The 13816-nt window shown below is 69.0% G+C and carries 11 protein-coding genes; 7 read left to right on the forward strand and 4 right to left on the reverse strand.

From position 1 onward, the window contains the following. Window positions 1–37: 37 nt before the first annotated feature. From AB5J73_RS42855 to AB5J73_RS42880, 6 genes are all read left to right on the forward strand, one after another. The gene (locus tag AB5J73_RS42855; protein WP_370964985.1) at window positions 38–907 is read left to right on the forward strand and encodes a L,D-transpeptidase; all 870 of its coding nucleotides are present in this window, start codon (window positions 38–40) and stop codon (window positions 905–907) included. Window positions 908–941: 34 nt separating this feature from the next. Beyond that, window positions 942–1682, forward strand: coding sequence for a hypothetical protein (locus tag AB5J73_RS42860; RefSeq protein WP_370964987.1), 741 nt, complete (start codon window positions 942–944; stop codon window positions 1680–1682). A 146-nt stretch (window positions 1683–1828) separates the two neighbouring features. Then, window positions 1829–2935, forward strand: coding sequence for a hypothetical protein (locus AB5J73_RS42865; RefSeq protein ID WP_370964989.1), 1107 nt, complete (start codon window positions 1829–1831; stop codon window positions 2933–2935). Window positions 2936–2959: 24 nt separating this feature from the next. Further along, window positions 2960–3433: a hypothetical protein gene (locus AB5J73_RS42870; protein WP_370964991.1), complete on the forward strand. Its 474-nt coding sequence runs from the start codon at window positions 2960–2962 to the stop codon at window positions 3431–3433. Between the two features lie 108 nt (window positions 3434–3541). Further along, complete coding sequence (locus AB5J73_RS42875) at window positions 3542–3739, forward strand: hypothetical protein (RefSeq protein WP_370964993.1); 198 nt, start codon at window positions 3542–3544, stop codon at window positions 3737–3739. Then, window positions 3733–4839 (forward strand): 3-oxoacyl-[acyl-carrier-protein] synthase III C-terminal domain-containing protein, encoded by a 1107-nt coding sequence (locus AB5J73_RS42880; RefSeq protein ID WP_370964995.1) that lies wholly within the window; start codon window positions 3733–3735, stop codon window positions 4837–4839. Before AB5J73_RS42875 ends, AB5J73_RS42880 begins: the two co-directional genes overlap by 7 nt. Before the next feature lie 1470 nt (window positions 4840–6309). Here the strand turns inward: AB5J73_RS42880 and AB5J73_RS42885 are convergent. The 3 genes from AB5J73_RS42885 to AB5J73_RS42895 form a co-directional block, all read right to left on the reverse strand. Beyond that, complete coding sequence (locus AB5J73_RS42885; RefSeq protein WP_370964997.1) at window positions 6310–6654, reverse strand: excisionase family DNA-binding protein; 345 nt, start codon at window positions 6652–6654, stop codon at window positions 6310–6312. A gap of 200 nt (window positions 6655–6854) precedes the next feature. Further along, window positions 6855–7706 carry a sigma factor-like helix-turn-helix DNA-binding protein gene (locus AB5J73_RS42890; protein WP_370964999.1) on the reverse strand — a complete coding sequence of 284 codons (852 nt, stop codon included), beginning with the start codon at window positions 7704–7706 and terminating at the stop codon, window positions 6855–6857. Further along, window positions 7703–8230 (reverse strand): RNA polymerase sigma factor, encoded by a 528-nt coding sequence (locus AB5J73_RS42895; protein ID WP_370965001.1) that lies wholly within the window; start codon window positions 8228–8230, stop codon window positions 7703–7705. Before AB5J73_RS42895 ends, AB5J73_RS42890 begins: the two co-directional genes overlap by 4 nt. A 114-nt stretch (window positions 8231–8344) precedes the next feature. On the opposite strand from AB5J73_RS42895, the gene AB5J73_RS42900 reads away from it, so the two are divergent. Then, window positions 8345–8677 (forward strand): hypothetical protein, encoded by a 333-nt coding sequence (locus tag AB5J73_RS42900; RefSeq protein ID WP_370965003.1) that lies wholly within the window; start codon window positions 8345–8347, stop codon window positions 8675–8677. A 611-nt stretch (window positions 8678–9288) separates the two neighbouring features. Here AB5J73_RS42900 and AB5J73_RS42905 read toward each other — a convergent pair. Beyond that, window positions 9289–13653: a hypothetical protein gene (locus AB5J73_RS42905; RefSeq protein WP_370965005.1), complete on the reverse strand. Its 4365-nt coding sequence runs from the start codon at window positions 13651–13653 to the stop codon at window positions 9289–9291. Between the last annotated feature and the right edge of the window lie 163 nt (window positions 13654–13816).

Consider the following 13816-nt stretch of genomic DNA (forward strand, 5'->3'; position numbering starts at 1 on the left):
ACCGCGGCCTCCATCGACCTCGAGGAAGGACAGTTCCATGTCCGAGATGCCACGGCCGACACCGAACCGGTGGCGGGTGCTCGCGCTCTGGCTAGCCGGGATCGCACTCGTCGGCACCGCAGGTGCGCTGCTCGCACCGTCACCGACCGCACCCGACCCCGTCCGCGGCGCCGAACCGGTCGAGCTGGGCGTCGAACTGCACGCCCCGGCCGTGGCCCCCCGCGCGGTCCCGAATCTGACCGGGCTGCCTGAAGCCAGCACCTTCGGCACCGTGGCGACCGCGCCGCAAGACATGACAGCCGAGGAGGTCCCGGACGGGCAGCTCGTGCACCCGACCGAGCCGGTGCCGGTGTTCGACCAGCCCGGCGGTGCGGCCATCGCCGTCCTGCCGACCACACAGCTGGGATCCGACACGTGGGTACCGGTCATCGCGGACGAGCCGGGCTGGGTGCAGGTCCTGCTGCCATCCCGGCCCAACGGCTCCACCGGCTGGCTATCCACACAGGACAGCACGCTCGCGATCCGGTCGACGACCGACCGGATCGTCATCGACCGGGCCGCATTCCGGCTCACCCTCTACCGCAACCACCAGCAGATTGGCACCTGGAGCGTCGGCGTCGGCACGCCGGCCGCACCGACCCCCGCCGGACGGACCTTCGTGCTCGCCTCGATGACCGACGCGAAGCAGACGTTCAGCCCAGTGATCTTCCCGCTCGGGATCCACTCCACGACGTATTCCACCTATGGCGGCGGGCCCGGGACCACGGGCATCCACGGCTGGCCCACTACCGATGTGTTCGGCCGCCCGTCCAGCGACGGATGCATCCGGGTCCCCGCCGACGCGCTGGCCACCTTCACCAACCCCGTCGATCCGGTGCCCATCGGCACCCCGGTCCTCATCCGCTAACCCAACCACACCAACACTTCTGGAGAGAACATCCATGAACACCACTCGCAGCGCACTCGCCGCCGCCGGAGTCGGAGCGCTCCTCGTCGGCACCCTCACCTCCAGCTGCACCCCCGCGACCGCAGCACCGCCCATCCTCGCGGCCACCGCGGCGACGTCGACCGCGACCGGGATCTCCGTCTCCGGCGGCGAGCACCTCTCCGCGCGGCCGAGCGTGTCCAGCAGCGGCGCGATCAAGTCCGCCAGCGGCTCGGTGTCCAGTCCCAGCGGCGCGGTCGTGGCCAGCGGCATCAGCCTGCAGGCAGGCGCCGGCTTCGCCGAAGCCCGGGTCGCCTCAGTGCGAGTCGGCGGGACCACGGTCGGGCCGTTCACCGCGACCTGCCACAACGGCGCCATCACCACCAGCGCCCCCAAGGGCGGCAGCGGCAACCTCAAGGTCACAGCCGGCGGACACGGCACCGCCGGGGTCATCACCGTCACCACCAGCACCGCCCCCACCCGCACGAACAGCTCCGGCGGACCGACGTCGCGCAAGCCCACTGCAGGCACGGCGATCACGGTGACGGTGGCGACGGTCAGCTGCGGCGCCGGAACCCCGCCGCCGACCGGCAACCCGCCCACCGGCACCCGCCCGGCCCCGACGCACAAGCCCGGGGCTCCGGGAACATCGCGGCCGGGCGTGCCGGGCCAGCGGCACGAGCAGGGCGGCAACCCGGGCGACCGGACCGCGCCCAAGCCGCAGCCGAAGCCCGGCCACGTCGCCGTCACCGGATAACCACCGGCTGCGCGGGCCCGCGCCCCCACCTCCAACCCTCCAGCGCGGGCCCGCGCCCTCTGCTCCCACGTCCCCCGCCGGGCGGCCCCTCCCCACGCCCGCACCACCACTCGACCCATCCGACTCGCCCACCAGGGGAAATCCTCATGTCCACGCTCGTTTTCAGCCACGCCAGCACCGACCACTCCGACACCGCCACGCCCGAGAACGTCCGGGCCGTGCACTTCGTCGGCTCCCTGCCCGCCGTCCTCACCCGCGACCACCGCACGACGATGCAGTGGTTTCTCAACCACGCCCCCGACACGTCACTGACCGGGCTGCCCTGCGACCCCGACCCGCGGTGGATCATCGACTGGCTCGACGGCCTCCACACCGTCGACGCCCTCGAACCCGTCCGCGCCGGCCACTCCGCCGACTACGACGACATGCCGACCTACCGCCTCAAGCACGGGCACTGGCTCGAATCGGACGACCTGTCCCTCGGCCGCACCGCCCACACCGACGCCGTCATGGCCGCCCGCGCCCAGCTGCACGACGACCGCGATCTCCCGCCGCACCAGGTGTCAATCCCGAACCCCTACGACCTGTCGTTATTCACCTTCGGCAGCCCAGGTGCCGCGGTAACGCACCTGCCGGTGTTCCGCCAAGCCGTGCTCGACGATGTTCACACCATCCACCGCCAGCACGGCGCCCAGGTCGTCTTCCAGCTCGAAACCCCCGCCGTGCTCGCCACGCTCGACCGCACCCCACGGCCGCTCTGGCCGGCGGCGGTGCGGGCGCTGGCCAAACAGGTCGTGCGCGTCTTCGCCGACGACCCGCGCGAGGCGACGTGGCGAATTCACCTCTGCCACGGCGACCTCGGCCACCAGCCGCTGTTCGCGCTGACGGACCTCGTGCCCGCGGTGCAGTTCCTCAACGCGCTGCACAAACAGCTGCACAGGCTCCGGATCCCGATGCCCGCCGCGCACATCCCGATGTGCACCGGCACCGACGCCCCGCCGACGGATCCGCGGTTCTACCGGGCGCTGCGGCACCTGCGCCGCGACATCGACGTCATCGCCGGCCTCGTCGACGAAACCCACCCGAAGGAGTCCCGCGCCGCGCTCGGGCTGGTCGAGACCGAACTGGACCGGCCCGTGCTCGCGGTCGCCGCCGCGTGCGGCCACGGCCGCCGGACCGTTCCCGCCGCCGCGGCGAACGCGGCGCTCGCGTGCGAGCTCGCCCATCACACCACCGACACCCCGGCCCGCTGATCCCGACTGGAAGGACGCCTCGAGATGGACAGCACGACCACGCCGATACCGTCGGCAGCCGGGCACCTGGCCGACGAAGACGAGACGCTCACCCCGCTGCTACGCAGCGGCACCGCGCCCACCCGCGCGCTCTCCGGCGGCCGGATGCTTCTGCCTGGCGCCACGACACTCGCCCCGCAGCGGCACGACACCACCGAAATCGCCATCGCGATCATCAGCGGCCACGTCGCCATCCTGTCCGGCAACGCCATGGCCCCCTTCCACCCGCGGGCCGGCGACATCGTCTACATCCCCACGACCCTGCCCTACGCCGTGGTCAACCTCAGCAACAACGCCTCCGTCCTCGCCCTGGTCTTCCGCACCGACCCCGGCTTCGACACCGACGTCCACCGCATGCCCGAACTCGACCGCGCCGCCCGCGACCAGATCCCCGACCTGCGCCGCGCCCACCACAAGGCGTTGCTCACCCGACGCAACGGCCGCGCCCGCCGCACCTGAACCCGCTCTCGCGCTCCGACCAGCACCACGCCATCCGCCGACCGAAACCGTTCGGCGCCTCCCCATCACCTGGCATGCCACACCGACCGGCTCGATCAGGAAGACGTCATGCGAACCTGGATCACCGACACCGCCCGCGACCTATTCGACCGCCCGCCACCCGGCGGACCGCTCACGCTCGACGAAATCGCCGCCTGCACCGGAATCAAGACCCACCACTTGCGGGCCTACTACAGCTCGGTCGACGCCATCGCCTCCGACCACGCCGACATACCGGCTCACCCAGCCCAGGTCGGGCGGTGCTGACAGTGCGCTGGCAGAACCTGCACTTACGCGGCATCGGCGCGGCGCTCGGCGAGATCGTGGCCGTCGACCACCTCGAGTCCGGCCGAACGCTGCACGGCTCCACCAGCCAACGTGCCGTGTCGATCGCCCGCGGCAGTACCGGCATGGACCTGGCCGTCCGCGCCGGCCGCAACGCCCTCGCCAGCATGGCCGTCACCACCACCGGCCCGCTACCCGTTCCCGAACTGCACTTCCACGCCGCGATCTGGCGCGGCAGCCGCGGCATCGACTTCTGGTCCCGCGCCGCCTACGTCCGCACCCGCCTCGGCCTGCCCGGCGGCCGCGGTATCACCAGCGAGCTCAACGCCATGAGCAACAGCCTCGTCGGCGGCATCGACATCTCCGCCCGCGTCCTGGCCGGCAGCCCCGACCTCGACACCGTCCTGCTCACCGGCGGCGAAACCTTCGGCCCGCCCGCCTTCGACCACCTCGCCGCCGACCACGGCATCGCCTACGGCGACGGCGGCTCTGCCCTCATCCTCGGCCGCCACCCCGGCCTCGCCCACATCCTCGCCACCAGCTCCTACACCGACCCCACCCTCGAACAACTCCACCGCGGCAACCACCGCTTCCTCCCCGCCGGCACCACCGAACTCGGCATCGAACGCATCCGTGAGCGGAAACGCCAGTACACCGACGCCGTCGGCGCGGCCTCGGTCACCCGCCGCAATCACGACGGGGTCCGCGCCGTCATGGACGAGGCCCTCCGCGACGCCGGCCTGCAGCTCGACCAGCTGCGCTGGATCCTGCTGCCGCACTATGGACGGCACCTACTCGACACCCACTGCCTGCAACCGCTCGGCATCACCGCCGAGCGCACCCTCTGCCACGCCGGCGACCAATGGGGACACATCGGCCCCAACGACCAGATCGTCGGCCTCGCTCACCTACTCACGCGCGGCGCGGTGGTCCCTGCCGACCACGTCGCGTTGCTCGGCATCGGTATCGGCATGACCTGGACCGCCGCGATCCTCCGCATCGACACGGTGCCGCCAGACCTGAGTGCCCTTGCTCCGCCCCTGCGCTGGCCCTGGCGCGCGCCGGCCGACGCCCTGCGTTGACCAGCGCTTGGCCCCCGTAACGCCGAGCTCCCGAGGACTCCCATGCCAGACACCTACCTGCCGTCGCGCCTCGACCAGGCACTCTTCGGCGCGCCGTTCATCGTCATCGACGCCGACAACCACGCGCACACGATCACCCACCACATCGAGGACGCCGTCATCATCCTCAACACCGACGACGCGGCCCGAGCCATCGTCGGCACGCTCCGCCAGCCCCTCCTCGCCATCGACATCGACCCCGAAGACACCGGCGCCGACGCCGACGCAGGCGAAGTCGTCGCCGAACAGCTACTCCTCTGGACCGATCGCTACGGCCTGCCCTACCTCCAGCGCGCTTCCGGCCGACCGGGGCACACCCACCTCATCATCAAGACGCCGCCGTGCCTGCGCGAAGAACTACAGTGCGTCGTTCGTACGATCGCGACCCGGCACAACGTTTCCGCCACCGTCCGCTCAACCCTCCGGCTCACCTCCTCACCACACCGACACGAGCTGCCCAGCCCGATCCTGAGCTGCACGTTGACCACGGGCGACGTGCCGCCTCTCGGCGCGCCCAGGGCCCCGCGGGTTATACGACCGGCGCGTCGCCGCGGGGCCGCGAACGTCAGCAGGTCCGAACGCGAGTACGGCCACGCCCTCGCGCTGGCCCGCGCCGGCCACGCCACAGCGCACGCCTGGGCATTCGCCAACCTCGCCGGCACCAAAGCCCGCGAGATCGGACGGGAAGCCTGGCGACGTTGGTTCTGGGCCCCCGCCACCACGATCGCCGCCGCCGAACACGGCCTCACCGAGCAGCAGGCATGGGACCTCTTCCGCCGAGCGTCCCCGACGCAGGCCGCCCACGTCGGGAGAGACGCCTGGCGCCGCAACCGTTGGCTACCCGCACTTCGCGAGGCGGCCGAACCTAGGCCGCGACGACGACTCCTGGGACCACCTCAAGCCGGCGACCAGCGGAACGAACCGTCACCCCGTCAGCTACGACACATCCGTGCCGCGCTTCAGGCGGCCGTGGACGGGCGACTGGCGCGCGGAGCCAGCACGGCGGCACGCACCGGCACGATCGCCGGCGTACGGATCAGTAGCTTGCGCGCAGCTCTCGACGCATTCGCGCACGCCGTCCTCACGACACGGGGATCCATCTCGATTCGCCACTGGGCCGAGCGCGCCAACCTCGATCCTAAGACTGTGCGGCGCGCACGAGATGCCGCTCTCAAACTGGGCATCCTCAAACGCGTGCACCAATACACCGGAGGGGAAACAGACTGCGACGCATTCATTTTGACTGTAGACGCAGACGCAAATCACAACACAGAATTAACTTCCCCCACTCCGTACACCCCCAACCTCGGCCACGCGGACCCCCTCAGGCTGCGGTCTCAGCATCAGCGCGACAGACGCCAATTCGCCATCAATCACAGCCTGAGGGCCAAGATCGCCGAGGTCAGCGTTGAGCAGCCCGCAGTCGAGCCTCTACCTGCCGCTCGTATCGACGCCGTTCCTCAACGGCAAAATGAACTCACCCGAGTCGACCGCCCGCATTTCCGAGACCGCAACTTCCTCCATTGCGTCGATCGCCTTGGCAGGGATCGAGATACGCCCTCGGGTCCGAACCGCCGGAAAACCGCCTTCATCCACGGCCCGATAGATCGTCATCGCCGAAACGCCGAGCAACTTTGCCGCCTGGCCATCTGTCAAGAAACGCGGCACACTCACATCGGACTCGGACATCACAGACCTCCGCGTGCTTCGTGGTGAGGGGAGGCCAGTGCCGACGGTCCAAGTAACCGCCCACATCGACACCGTTAACTTCAGCATCCGCCAGAAACATCAACTCGTCAACTTGGCGCCTGCCAGCAGGGCCAAGACCATCCGCAGCGACCTGGCCACCGCAACAGTTGTGCCACGGCGGAGCCCACCGGTGGGGAGAAATTTTGTTGAGGGCGGGCAGCACCGTCAGGATCTCATTCGTCCTGGCCAGGGTTGGTTCTGGCGGCTTGCCAGACCGCTGATCGGCATCAGCATCGGTACCAGGCGGCAAGGAGGCGCCGCAGGGCAGCCAGCGCGTGGGCCTGCTTGTAGCGGACCCAGCCCGGGTTCTGTCCGATCACCTCGCTGGTTTCGGTGACGGTGAGCCCGACGACCACCCGCAGCACGACGACTTCCCGCTCGGTGTCGGAGAGCATGGCCAGCATCCGCCACACCTGCGAGACATCGCCGGCGTATTCACTCGAGCAGCGCCGCGTGCCGGGCAGCCGGTTCCACACCGGCATCCGCATCCGGGAACTCGAGAGCACCGCGGCCTGCGCCGAGCCGACCTGCCGCGCGGCGATCCGATACACGAGCCGAAGCAGATCCTGGTACCGCCCGAACGCGGTAGGAAGGTCCGCCAGCACGGCCAGGCAGATCTCCTGCGCCAGGTCGTCCGCGGCCACGAACGTCCCGTCGCGCTGCCCGATCTGCGCGCGGCAGTACCGCATCACCAGCGGCCGCACCGTCTGCAGCACCCGCTCGACCGCTTCCGGCGCGCCCTCGACCGCGCTCTGCACCACCGGGTCCAGCTCGTGGTTGCGCTCGGCCTGGACTCGGTCGAACATGCTCGGCAACTCCCAGCCAGACGCGACTGGCTCCGGCGGCTCGCCGCTGGGAAGGCCGCCCGGCGTGACCGACCAGCCGCGCGGGCGCTCCGGCGGAGCGCCGGTGGCCGCGGCCACCGCGACCAGCTCGGTGAGCTCCTTGCTGGCCCGCTCGGCGGCGGCCCGCTGCACGACGTGGAGCACCACGGCGCGGTCGACATCGGCGTTGACCGACTGCACGAAGCTCTCGTCGGCCTCGGCCAGCCAGCTGTCGAACTCCTCGTCCGAGGTCATTGCGTCCTCCTCCGCGGCGTCGTCGTGTCCGGTGTCTGTTCCGCTTCCTGCGCGTCGCGCAGCTGCTTCATCCGCTCGCGCGCGTGCCGCAGGTTCGACCGGACGGTCGTGGGCGACGACTCGGTGATCGCGGCGATCTCCGCCGGGTCGAACCCGTCCAAGCGCCAGGCCATCACCACGCGTTGGACATCGGGCAGCTGCCGCAGGAGCTCGGCGACCACGTCTTGTTCCTCAACCACGGCGTGCGGCTGGTCGTCGGCCCGGTCGGTCGTCGACCGGCACCCGACGATCGCCGCCTGCACGCTGCGCGGGCCCTCCATGACCAGCCGGGACGCGATCCTGCTGCCGACCGTGCGCACCCATGCCTTCGGGGCGGTGACCTCCGACCACTGCCGCAGCAGCTCGGTCATAGTCTCAGCTGCGGCGTCGCGGGCGATCTCCCGGTCGAAGCCGGACTTGCAGAAGAACCCCACCAGCCGGTCGAAGTCCCGGTCGAAGAAGGCGGCGAACTCGTCATCGGCCACTCCTGACCACCGCACCCTCCTTCGCTCACAACAACCCTGTTCACCGATGAGTGCGCTGGCGGCGGCCCAGCGTGCAACGCGGACCCAAGATTTTCCGGGCGATTTTCGCGGCCGGTGATCTTGCACGCCCGCAAGCCCGGAAACGCACTGAGCGACATGAACACCGACGATCCGCCGGAGCACCATTCTCTCCCGGCCGGCGCCACCGCGAGCGACCCGCCCGCCTGGCGCTGGATCTTCCTGCTCACCCACTACGGCTGCGGCGACGGTTGGCGCCCGATGTGCAAGATCCTGCTGCTGCTCGGGATCCCTCTCGCGCTGCTCATCTTGCTGTCACTGGCGACCGGGCCCTGGTGGGCACTGGGCACCGGTGCCGCCGTAGGCGGCACGACCTGGGTGCGCCGCCGCGCGGCTCGCCGCGTGCAGCAGCTCGGCCCGGCAAGCTGACGACGTCTGTCCCCGGCCGTTGTCTCGCGTGCCATGCAGGTCGCCGACTCCCTGTGCCAGCTGCGCGCCACGCTGGTCACGTGGGATGGTCAGGGAATCCGCCCGTTCGGCGGCACTACTCCAGCACCGAAGTCCTCGATACCACGATCGTACCCACCACCGGTCCAGTCTTGCCGCAGCGCCATTCGCAGTGAACGCATAAGAGTCATTATGCTCAAGAAGTGACGGTCCGGTAGCGAGCCGATCAAGCCGAACGTCCGGTCATGCCGACGAGCACACGTTGGAACCACCGTCGGCCAGCACGATAGCGACCGCACGGTGGGTATGCCGCGATCGGCTAGCCGATGTCCGCCAAGATCGCGGCGGTTCCGCCAGCGGAGTACGCCACCGGCCTCAAACTGCCACACACACAGGAAGTTCTCTGCTTTTCGGTGAACCACACCGGTCGGTGCACCTTCGGGATAACGTTCAAGCGCGATCAGCACCGCATCCACACCCGGACGCCCACAGCTGCCGGATTAACTTTCGACAGCGAGCTTTCCCAGATCCACGGGCCGTTCACGGTCGCTTTGATCTTGATCGGGCCGGCTGGACCAGATGAGCGCACGAAATCAGAAAGGATCTGTTCCGCTCCGCTCTGAAGGACCGGCGAGCGCCGACCGGTAGGCGTCGACTGCAGCGGTCGCCAAGGCGGCGTCGACGGAGAGCTGGGCACGGGCCTCGGCAAGGTAACGGATGGGGTTCTGCGCGTCGTCGGCCGCAGTAGACAGCTGTTTGACGACCTTCGCACCTTCTTCACGGAACGACTGCAGCACCACCGCGGCGTAGTACAGGTACGCCTGAAACCGCTCACGCACTGCCCATAGCTCTGGCGGCCAGCCAGAAGGTGTGATGTCGTGAGCGGGCGCGTTGTCGCGGTGCCCGATCAGGGAATTATGGTCGAGCGGGACGCTGGCGGTCTGCGCGAACCACTGCCGAAGCGCCCCCAACAGGGGGTCGGAACCGCCGTCCACCTGTAGAATCTGGCCGTAGGCCACGATCTCGAGGTCTTGCCGCACCAGTTCGGCCGCCAGAGCGTCCAAGTCGTCAATGCCCTTGTCCTCTCTAATGTCGTAGAGCTGCCACACGATTCGGTTCAGATCGCGCGGCAGCCCACCGGACAGCGCGTGACACAGCCACACATAAGGCTCGGGCAGCGGTAGCACCCGCTGCACCAGCAGGCGCCGGGTCTGCGCGAGTGACAACCTGCTCACCTGGATCACGGTGTCAAACGCCGAGTCGAACGCGGTACGCACCGCTAGCATCCGCCTTGAAAACGACGCCAGCGCCTCCTCCGACACCGCGATCAGGAAGAAGCACCCGGGAACACCGAAGACCGTCTTCACGTCGTTGATGAAACGCTCGGCCGCCTCGGCCTTGGCGATCTTGTCCACCTCGTCGATACACACCAGGATCCGTGGATTCCGCCGGTCCGGTCGGCCCGGGAGGTGAGTCACGAGGAAGGCCAGGAAGTCGCGGAACTCGCCCACCAGCTCTGGGTAGGTCCTGGCCTGCTCCGCCCGTTGCCGGGCGTGTGACCCGCCGAGTTCGACGATCGGAGGCTTTACCGCCGCGGTCGCTGTCTGTGTCGTGGTTTCCAAATACCGCAGGGTCCGGAGGTGGTGCCGCGCTACCTCGGCAACCGAGGCATCGCCGCGCGGGCGCCGGGAAACGCGCCGTGCAGCCGCGGTGGCTCCCGGCGAAAGGACCAACGCCACACCCACGCAAGCCACGACGATCCGCAGGTTGCGCCAGGCCCAGGTGCCTGCCTCCACCATCGAAGGCCACCGCGCCGCTCCGATAGCGAGCAGGGTCCCGACAGCGACCGGCAGCATCGACCGCAGGCGCTGCCGGCGCCGGTCTCGCCGCGTGGTGTGGGGCTCGGTCGAGAGCACCGCCAGGCACACACGACTGAACAGGTGGACAAGGAATTCCCGGCTGTGGTACTCGGTCGGCGCGGGCACGACGACCGTCAGGTCGTCCGGGTTGCCGCCGAACCGGCGGTCACCGAAGATTCCCAGGACGGTGCTCTTCCCGATGCCACGCGCACCGCTGAGCCCGATAGCACCGCCGGCCATCGCGTCGAACATCCGGTTCAGCCGCGCACTGGTTTCGGTCGGCACAAACTGCGCGCTCTCGGTGAGGCCACCAAGCCTCTTCAGCGAGGCGTCCGGAAGCTTCGTGTCGTACGACCGCTTCGCCAGCACTTCGACGCGGGCCGCCACCATAGGCAGCACCCGGGTCGTCACCAACGCCTCGACAAGCACCTCCCACGCCCGCACCGCGTCCCGCCGCGCCTGCACCGCGCCGCGAGGCAGATCCTGCTCACCAGGCCAACGATCAGGATGGTCGACGGCCAGCGCATCCCACCGCGCGTTCAACGGCCTCGCCCAAAACCACAGCAAAAGAAGCAGCACGGCGGCAGAACCCATGACGATCAACTGCGGCGACCAGGCCGCACCTCGACTCGGCAAGAAGTCGGCTGCCGATGCAGTAGCGACGGCGAGCACCGCCGCAGTGACCATGACGTCCCAGAACAAACCTTCCGGAAGCCGGTGAAGAGGTGCAAGGAACTCGGCCGCCGCCCGATGCCACCGTTCGACCCGCTTCACCACTCGCGAGCGCTCGTCTTCGTACTCCTCGTCCAACGGAAGGCTCGCAAAATCGCTCTTCCACAAAACCGGCTGCAAAACGGACGCGAGAGACAACACCAGAAGCGGGATCGTTTGGGTGAACAAGATGCTAAATGCCGGGAAAGTCACCACGACAAGCACACCGACCGTCACCGCCGCCAGCGGGCCCCCAAAATAGCCGAAATACTTCGCCCCGCGGGCTGGCCACGGAACCCCGGCGCGCGCGAGCAACCGTTTCTTCACCGTCGTAAACCGCTCGCGCGCGAGGCGCGTCGCGGACACCAGCTCACCAGCGGTGTCTTCGAGTTCGGCGACGATCTCCTGCTTCAGCCGGGCGATGCTCGGCGCCTCGATCACAGCCAGCACGTCGGCTCGCACGAACGCACGTTCTACCAGTTCGTCGCGCAGGAGCAGCACCATCGACACGGCATCCTCATCCAGTGGTGGACGGACCGACCGGAATTCGGCAGCCAGATAACCCTGCAGCCGACGGTGGTAAAATTGGTAGACATCGCCAGACTGTCGCAGCAATCCCAGCCGCCGTTCCACCTCCAGGAACTCCATCAGCTGCCACGGCAGGGCAGCTCGCCACGCCAGCCACAACCGGCTTATCGAATACCGGGCGTACGCGCTGTAGGAAGCACCAACCAGGCCAGCCGCGACCCCAAACATGGGCACCCAGATGAACCCGCGCTGGAACGCTCCCGCCAACCCAGCCGCGAGGACAACCGTCCAAGCGGCGACCGCACCCTGGACACAGGCCATTCGCCGGTCGCGTCTCAGCGAGTCCAACGGGCGCAGGCCGACGTTTCCTCGGGCTGATTCGGTAACCGCGAACCGCAGCGCTGCCAGCGCACCGACCGCGATACCGACCACCACCCATCCCATCGCTGATCCGAGCAGGCCACCGAAGGTCCACACGACGATCGAAGTGGCCGTTCCAGCGCCGGCACCGAACGCCATCGCAATCACGCTCCGCCGCGTCCGGAGGCGGATGCCCACCCGGACCGGCTCGGTGGTCACGCCACGGACAAGACCGAAAGCCGTCACACCGGCCGCTGCTACGCCGGTTGCGACCGCCACCCACGAGTTCGCGAAGGCCATCTCGCCGAAGAATCCGACCACGCAGCCGACCAGAGCGGCGGCGGCGAGGAATACCGTCGGCTTTACCTCCCGCCCGAGCCGCCACCACGCGAGGTCCGCTGTGTCCAACCGCGTGAGGTGCGCCGCGAGGAACTGCAGCCAGGATGCCGCCCTCTCGTCCGGTTCGTCGGCGCCGATTCCGTCCCCCGCCGCCGCACGGACTAGCGCCGTCTCCATCAAGTGCCGCTCGACGGCGCCGGCCGTGGCGAACCGGGTAGTGTCGAGCAGTTCTGCGGGGAAGGTGTGCGGAGCGGCGTAGGCGCGCAGGACCAGCTCCACTGACAAAGGAGTTGCGAGGGCGGCGGCGAGCGCACCCTCGGGTTGTGCAGCGAGGACGTCGAGGAGCGGCATCCATCTGGGGTCGTCCACTCGCAGGCGATCGCGCAAATAGTCCCGCACGGTGTGCGGGGCAAGCGGTTCGAGCCTCACCACGGCTGCGCCCGCCAGCACCGCTTGCCCCGCGACGACCTTGTATTCCGCCGTCCGACAACCGAGGACGAACGGGAGGCCGGATCGCTCGAGGCTGTCGAGGAAGGTACGTCGCCCCCTCGGCGAGGTTTCGTCGAGGCCGTCGAACATTGGCAGGACACGGCCCGCCTCGACGAGATCGAGCAAGGCCGAGCGGGAGAAGAGCGGGTGCTCGTTGGCGAGGTTGTCAGCCAGCCATTCGATCAGAGCTTGGTCGCCGCTCCAGCCTGTCAGTGAGACCACCACCGGCACCGGGCCGTCGGGGCGAGCTTCGGCCAGCCGGACCGCCGTCCGCAGGATGGCGGTGGACTTTCCGGAACCTGGACCGCCGACGATCACCAAGCGGTGGGGGGACGTCGCGTCGAACACTGCGATGAGCGCATCCGGGCCCACCTGAGCCCCGCCCTGCTCCGGCGGGCCAGTCAACCGCCGCTGCGGCACATCGACCGGAACGCCAGGCGCGACACCAAGCAGGATCGAACGTATCCGGGCCCGCTCGACCGCGGCGAGTTCGTGGTCCGGAGCCGGTCCCTTTGCGACCGATTTCGCCCGAATGGCCCTGAGCTGCAACGCGCTGCTGAGCACAAGCAGGAGGCCGATCGCGGTCCAGAGCCACGTCTTGCCGGACGAGGGAAAATCCGCCGCGGGACCGGCGACAAAATTCACCAGGCCGCCGACAGCAAGGGCCGGCACAACCGAGGCTAAAGCCCCTAACCAACGTCGCATGATGCATATATCGATGCGCGCCTCGCCGTCGTTTCGCTCCAGCGCGGGATCGGCCGACTGATCGGGTGACCGTCCTGCGGAGGAATCAGATAATCCTAGGCAGCGACTGGCTTGATGACGGGTAAAGCTC

Source organism: Amycolatopsis sp. cg9 (assembly GCF_041346945.1).
GTDB lineage: Bacteria > Actinomycetota > Actinomycetes > Mycobacteriales > Pseudonocardiaceae > Amycolatopsis.

What these genes read in the sequence shown, in the direction of transcription:
- AB5J73_RS42855 (WP_370964985.1), top strand. Translation starts at nt 38, where the DNA reads ATGTCCGAGATGCCACGGCCGACACCGAACCGGTGGCGGGTGCTCGCG.
- AB5J73_RS42860 (WP_370964987.1), top strand. Translation starts at nt 942, where the DNA reads ATGAACACCACTCGCAGCGCACTCGCCGCCGCCGGAGTCGGAGCGCTC.
- AB5J73_RS42885 (WP_370964997.1), bottom strand. Translation starts at nt 6,654, where the DNA reads ATGCTGAAGTTAACGGTGTCGATGTGGGCGGTTACTTGGACCGTCGGC.
- AB5J73_RS42875 (WP_370964993.1), top strand. Translation starts at nt 3,542, where the DNA reads ATGCGAACCTGGATCACCGACACCGCCCGCGACCTATTCGACCGCCCG.
- AB5J73_RS42865 (WP_370964989.1), top strand. Translation starts at nt 1,829, where the DNA reads ATGTCCACGCTCGTTTTCAGCCACGCCAGCACCGACCACTCCGACACC.
- AB5J73_RS42870 (WP_370964991.1), top strand. Translation starts at nt 2,960, where the DNA reads ATGGACAGCACGACCACGCCGATACCGTCGGCAGCCGGGCACCTGGCC.
- AB5J73_RS42890 (WP_370964999.1), bottom strand. Translation starts at nt 7,706, where the DNA reads ATGACCTCGGACGAGGAGTTCGACAGCTGGCTGGCCGAGGCCGACGAG.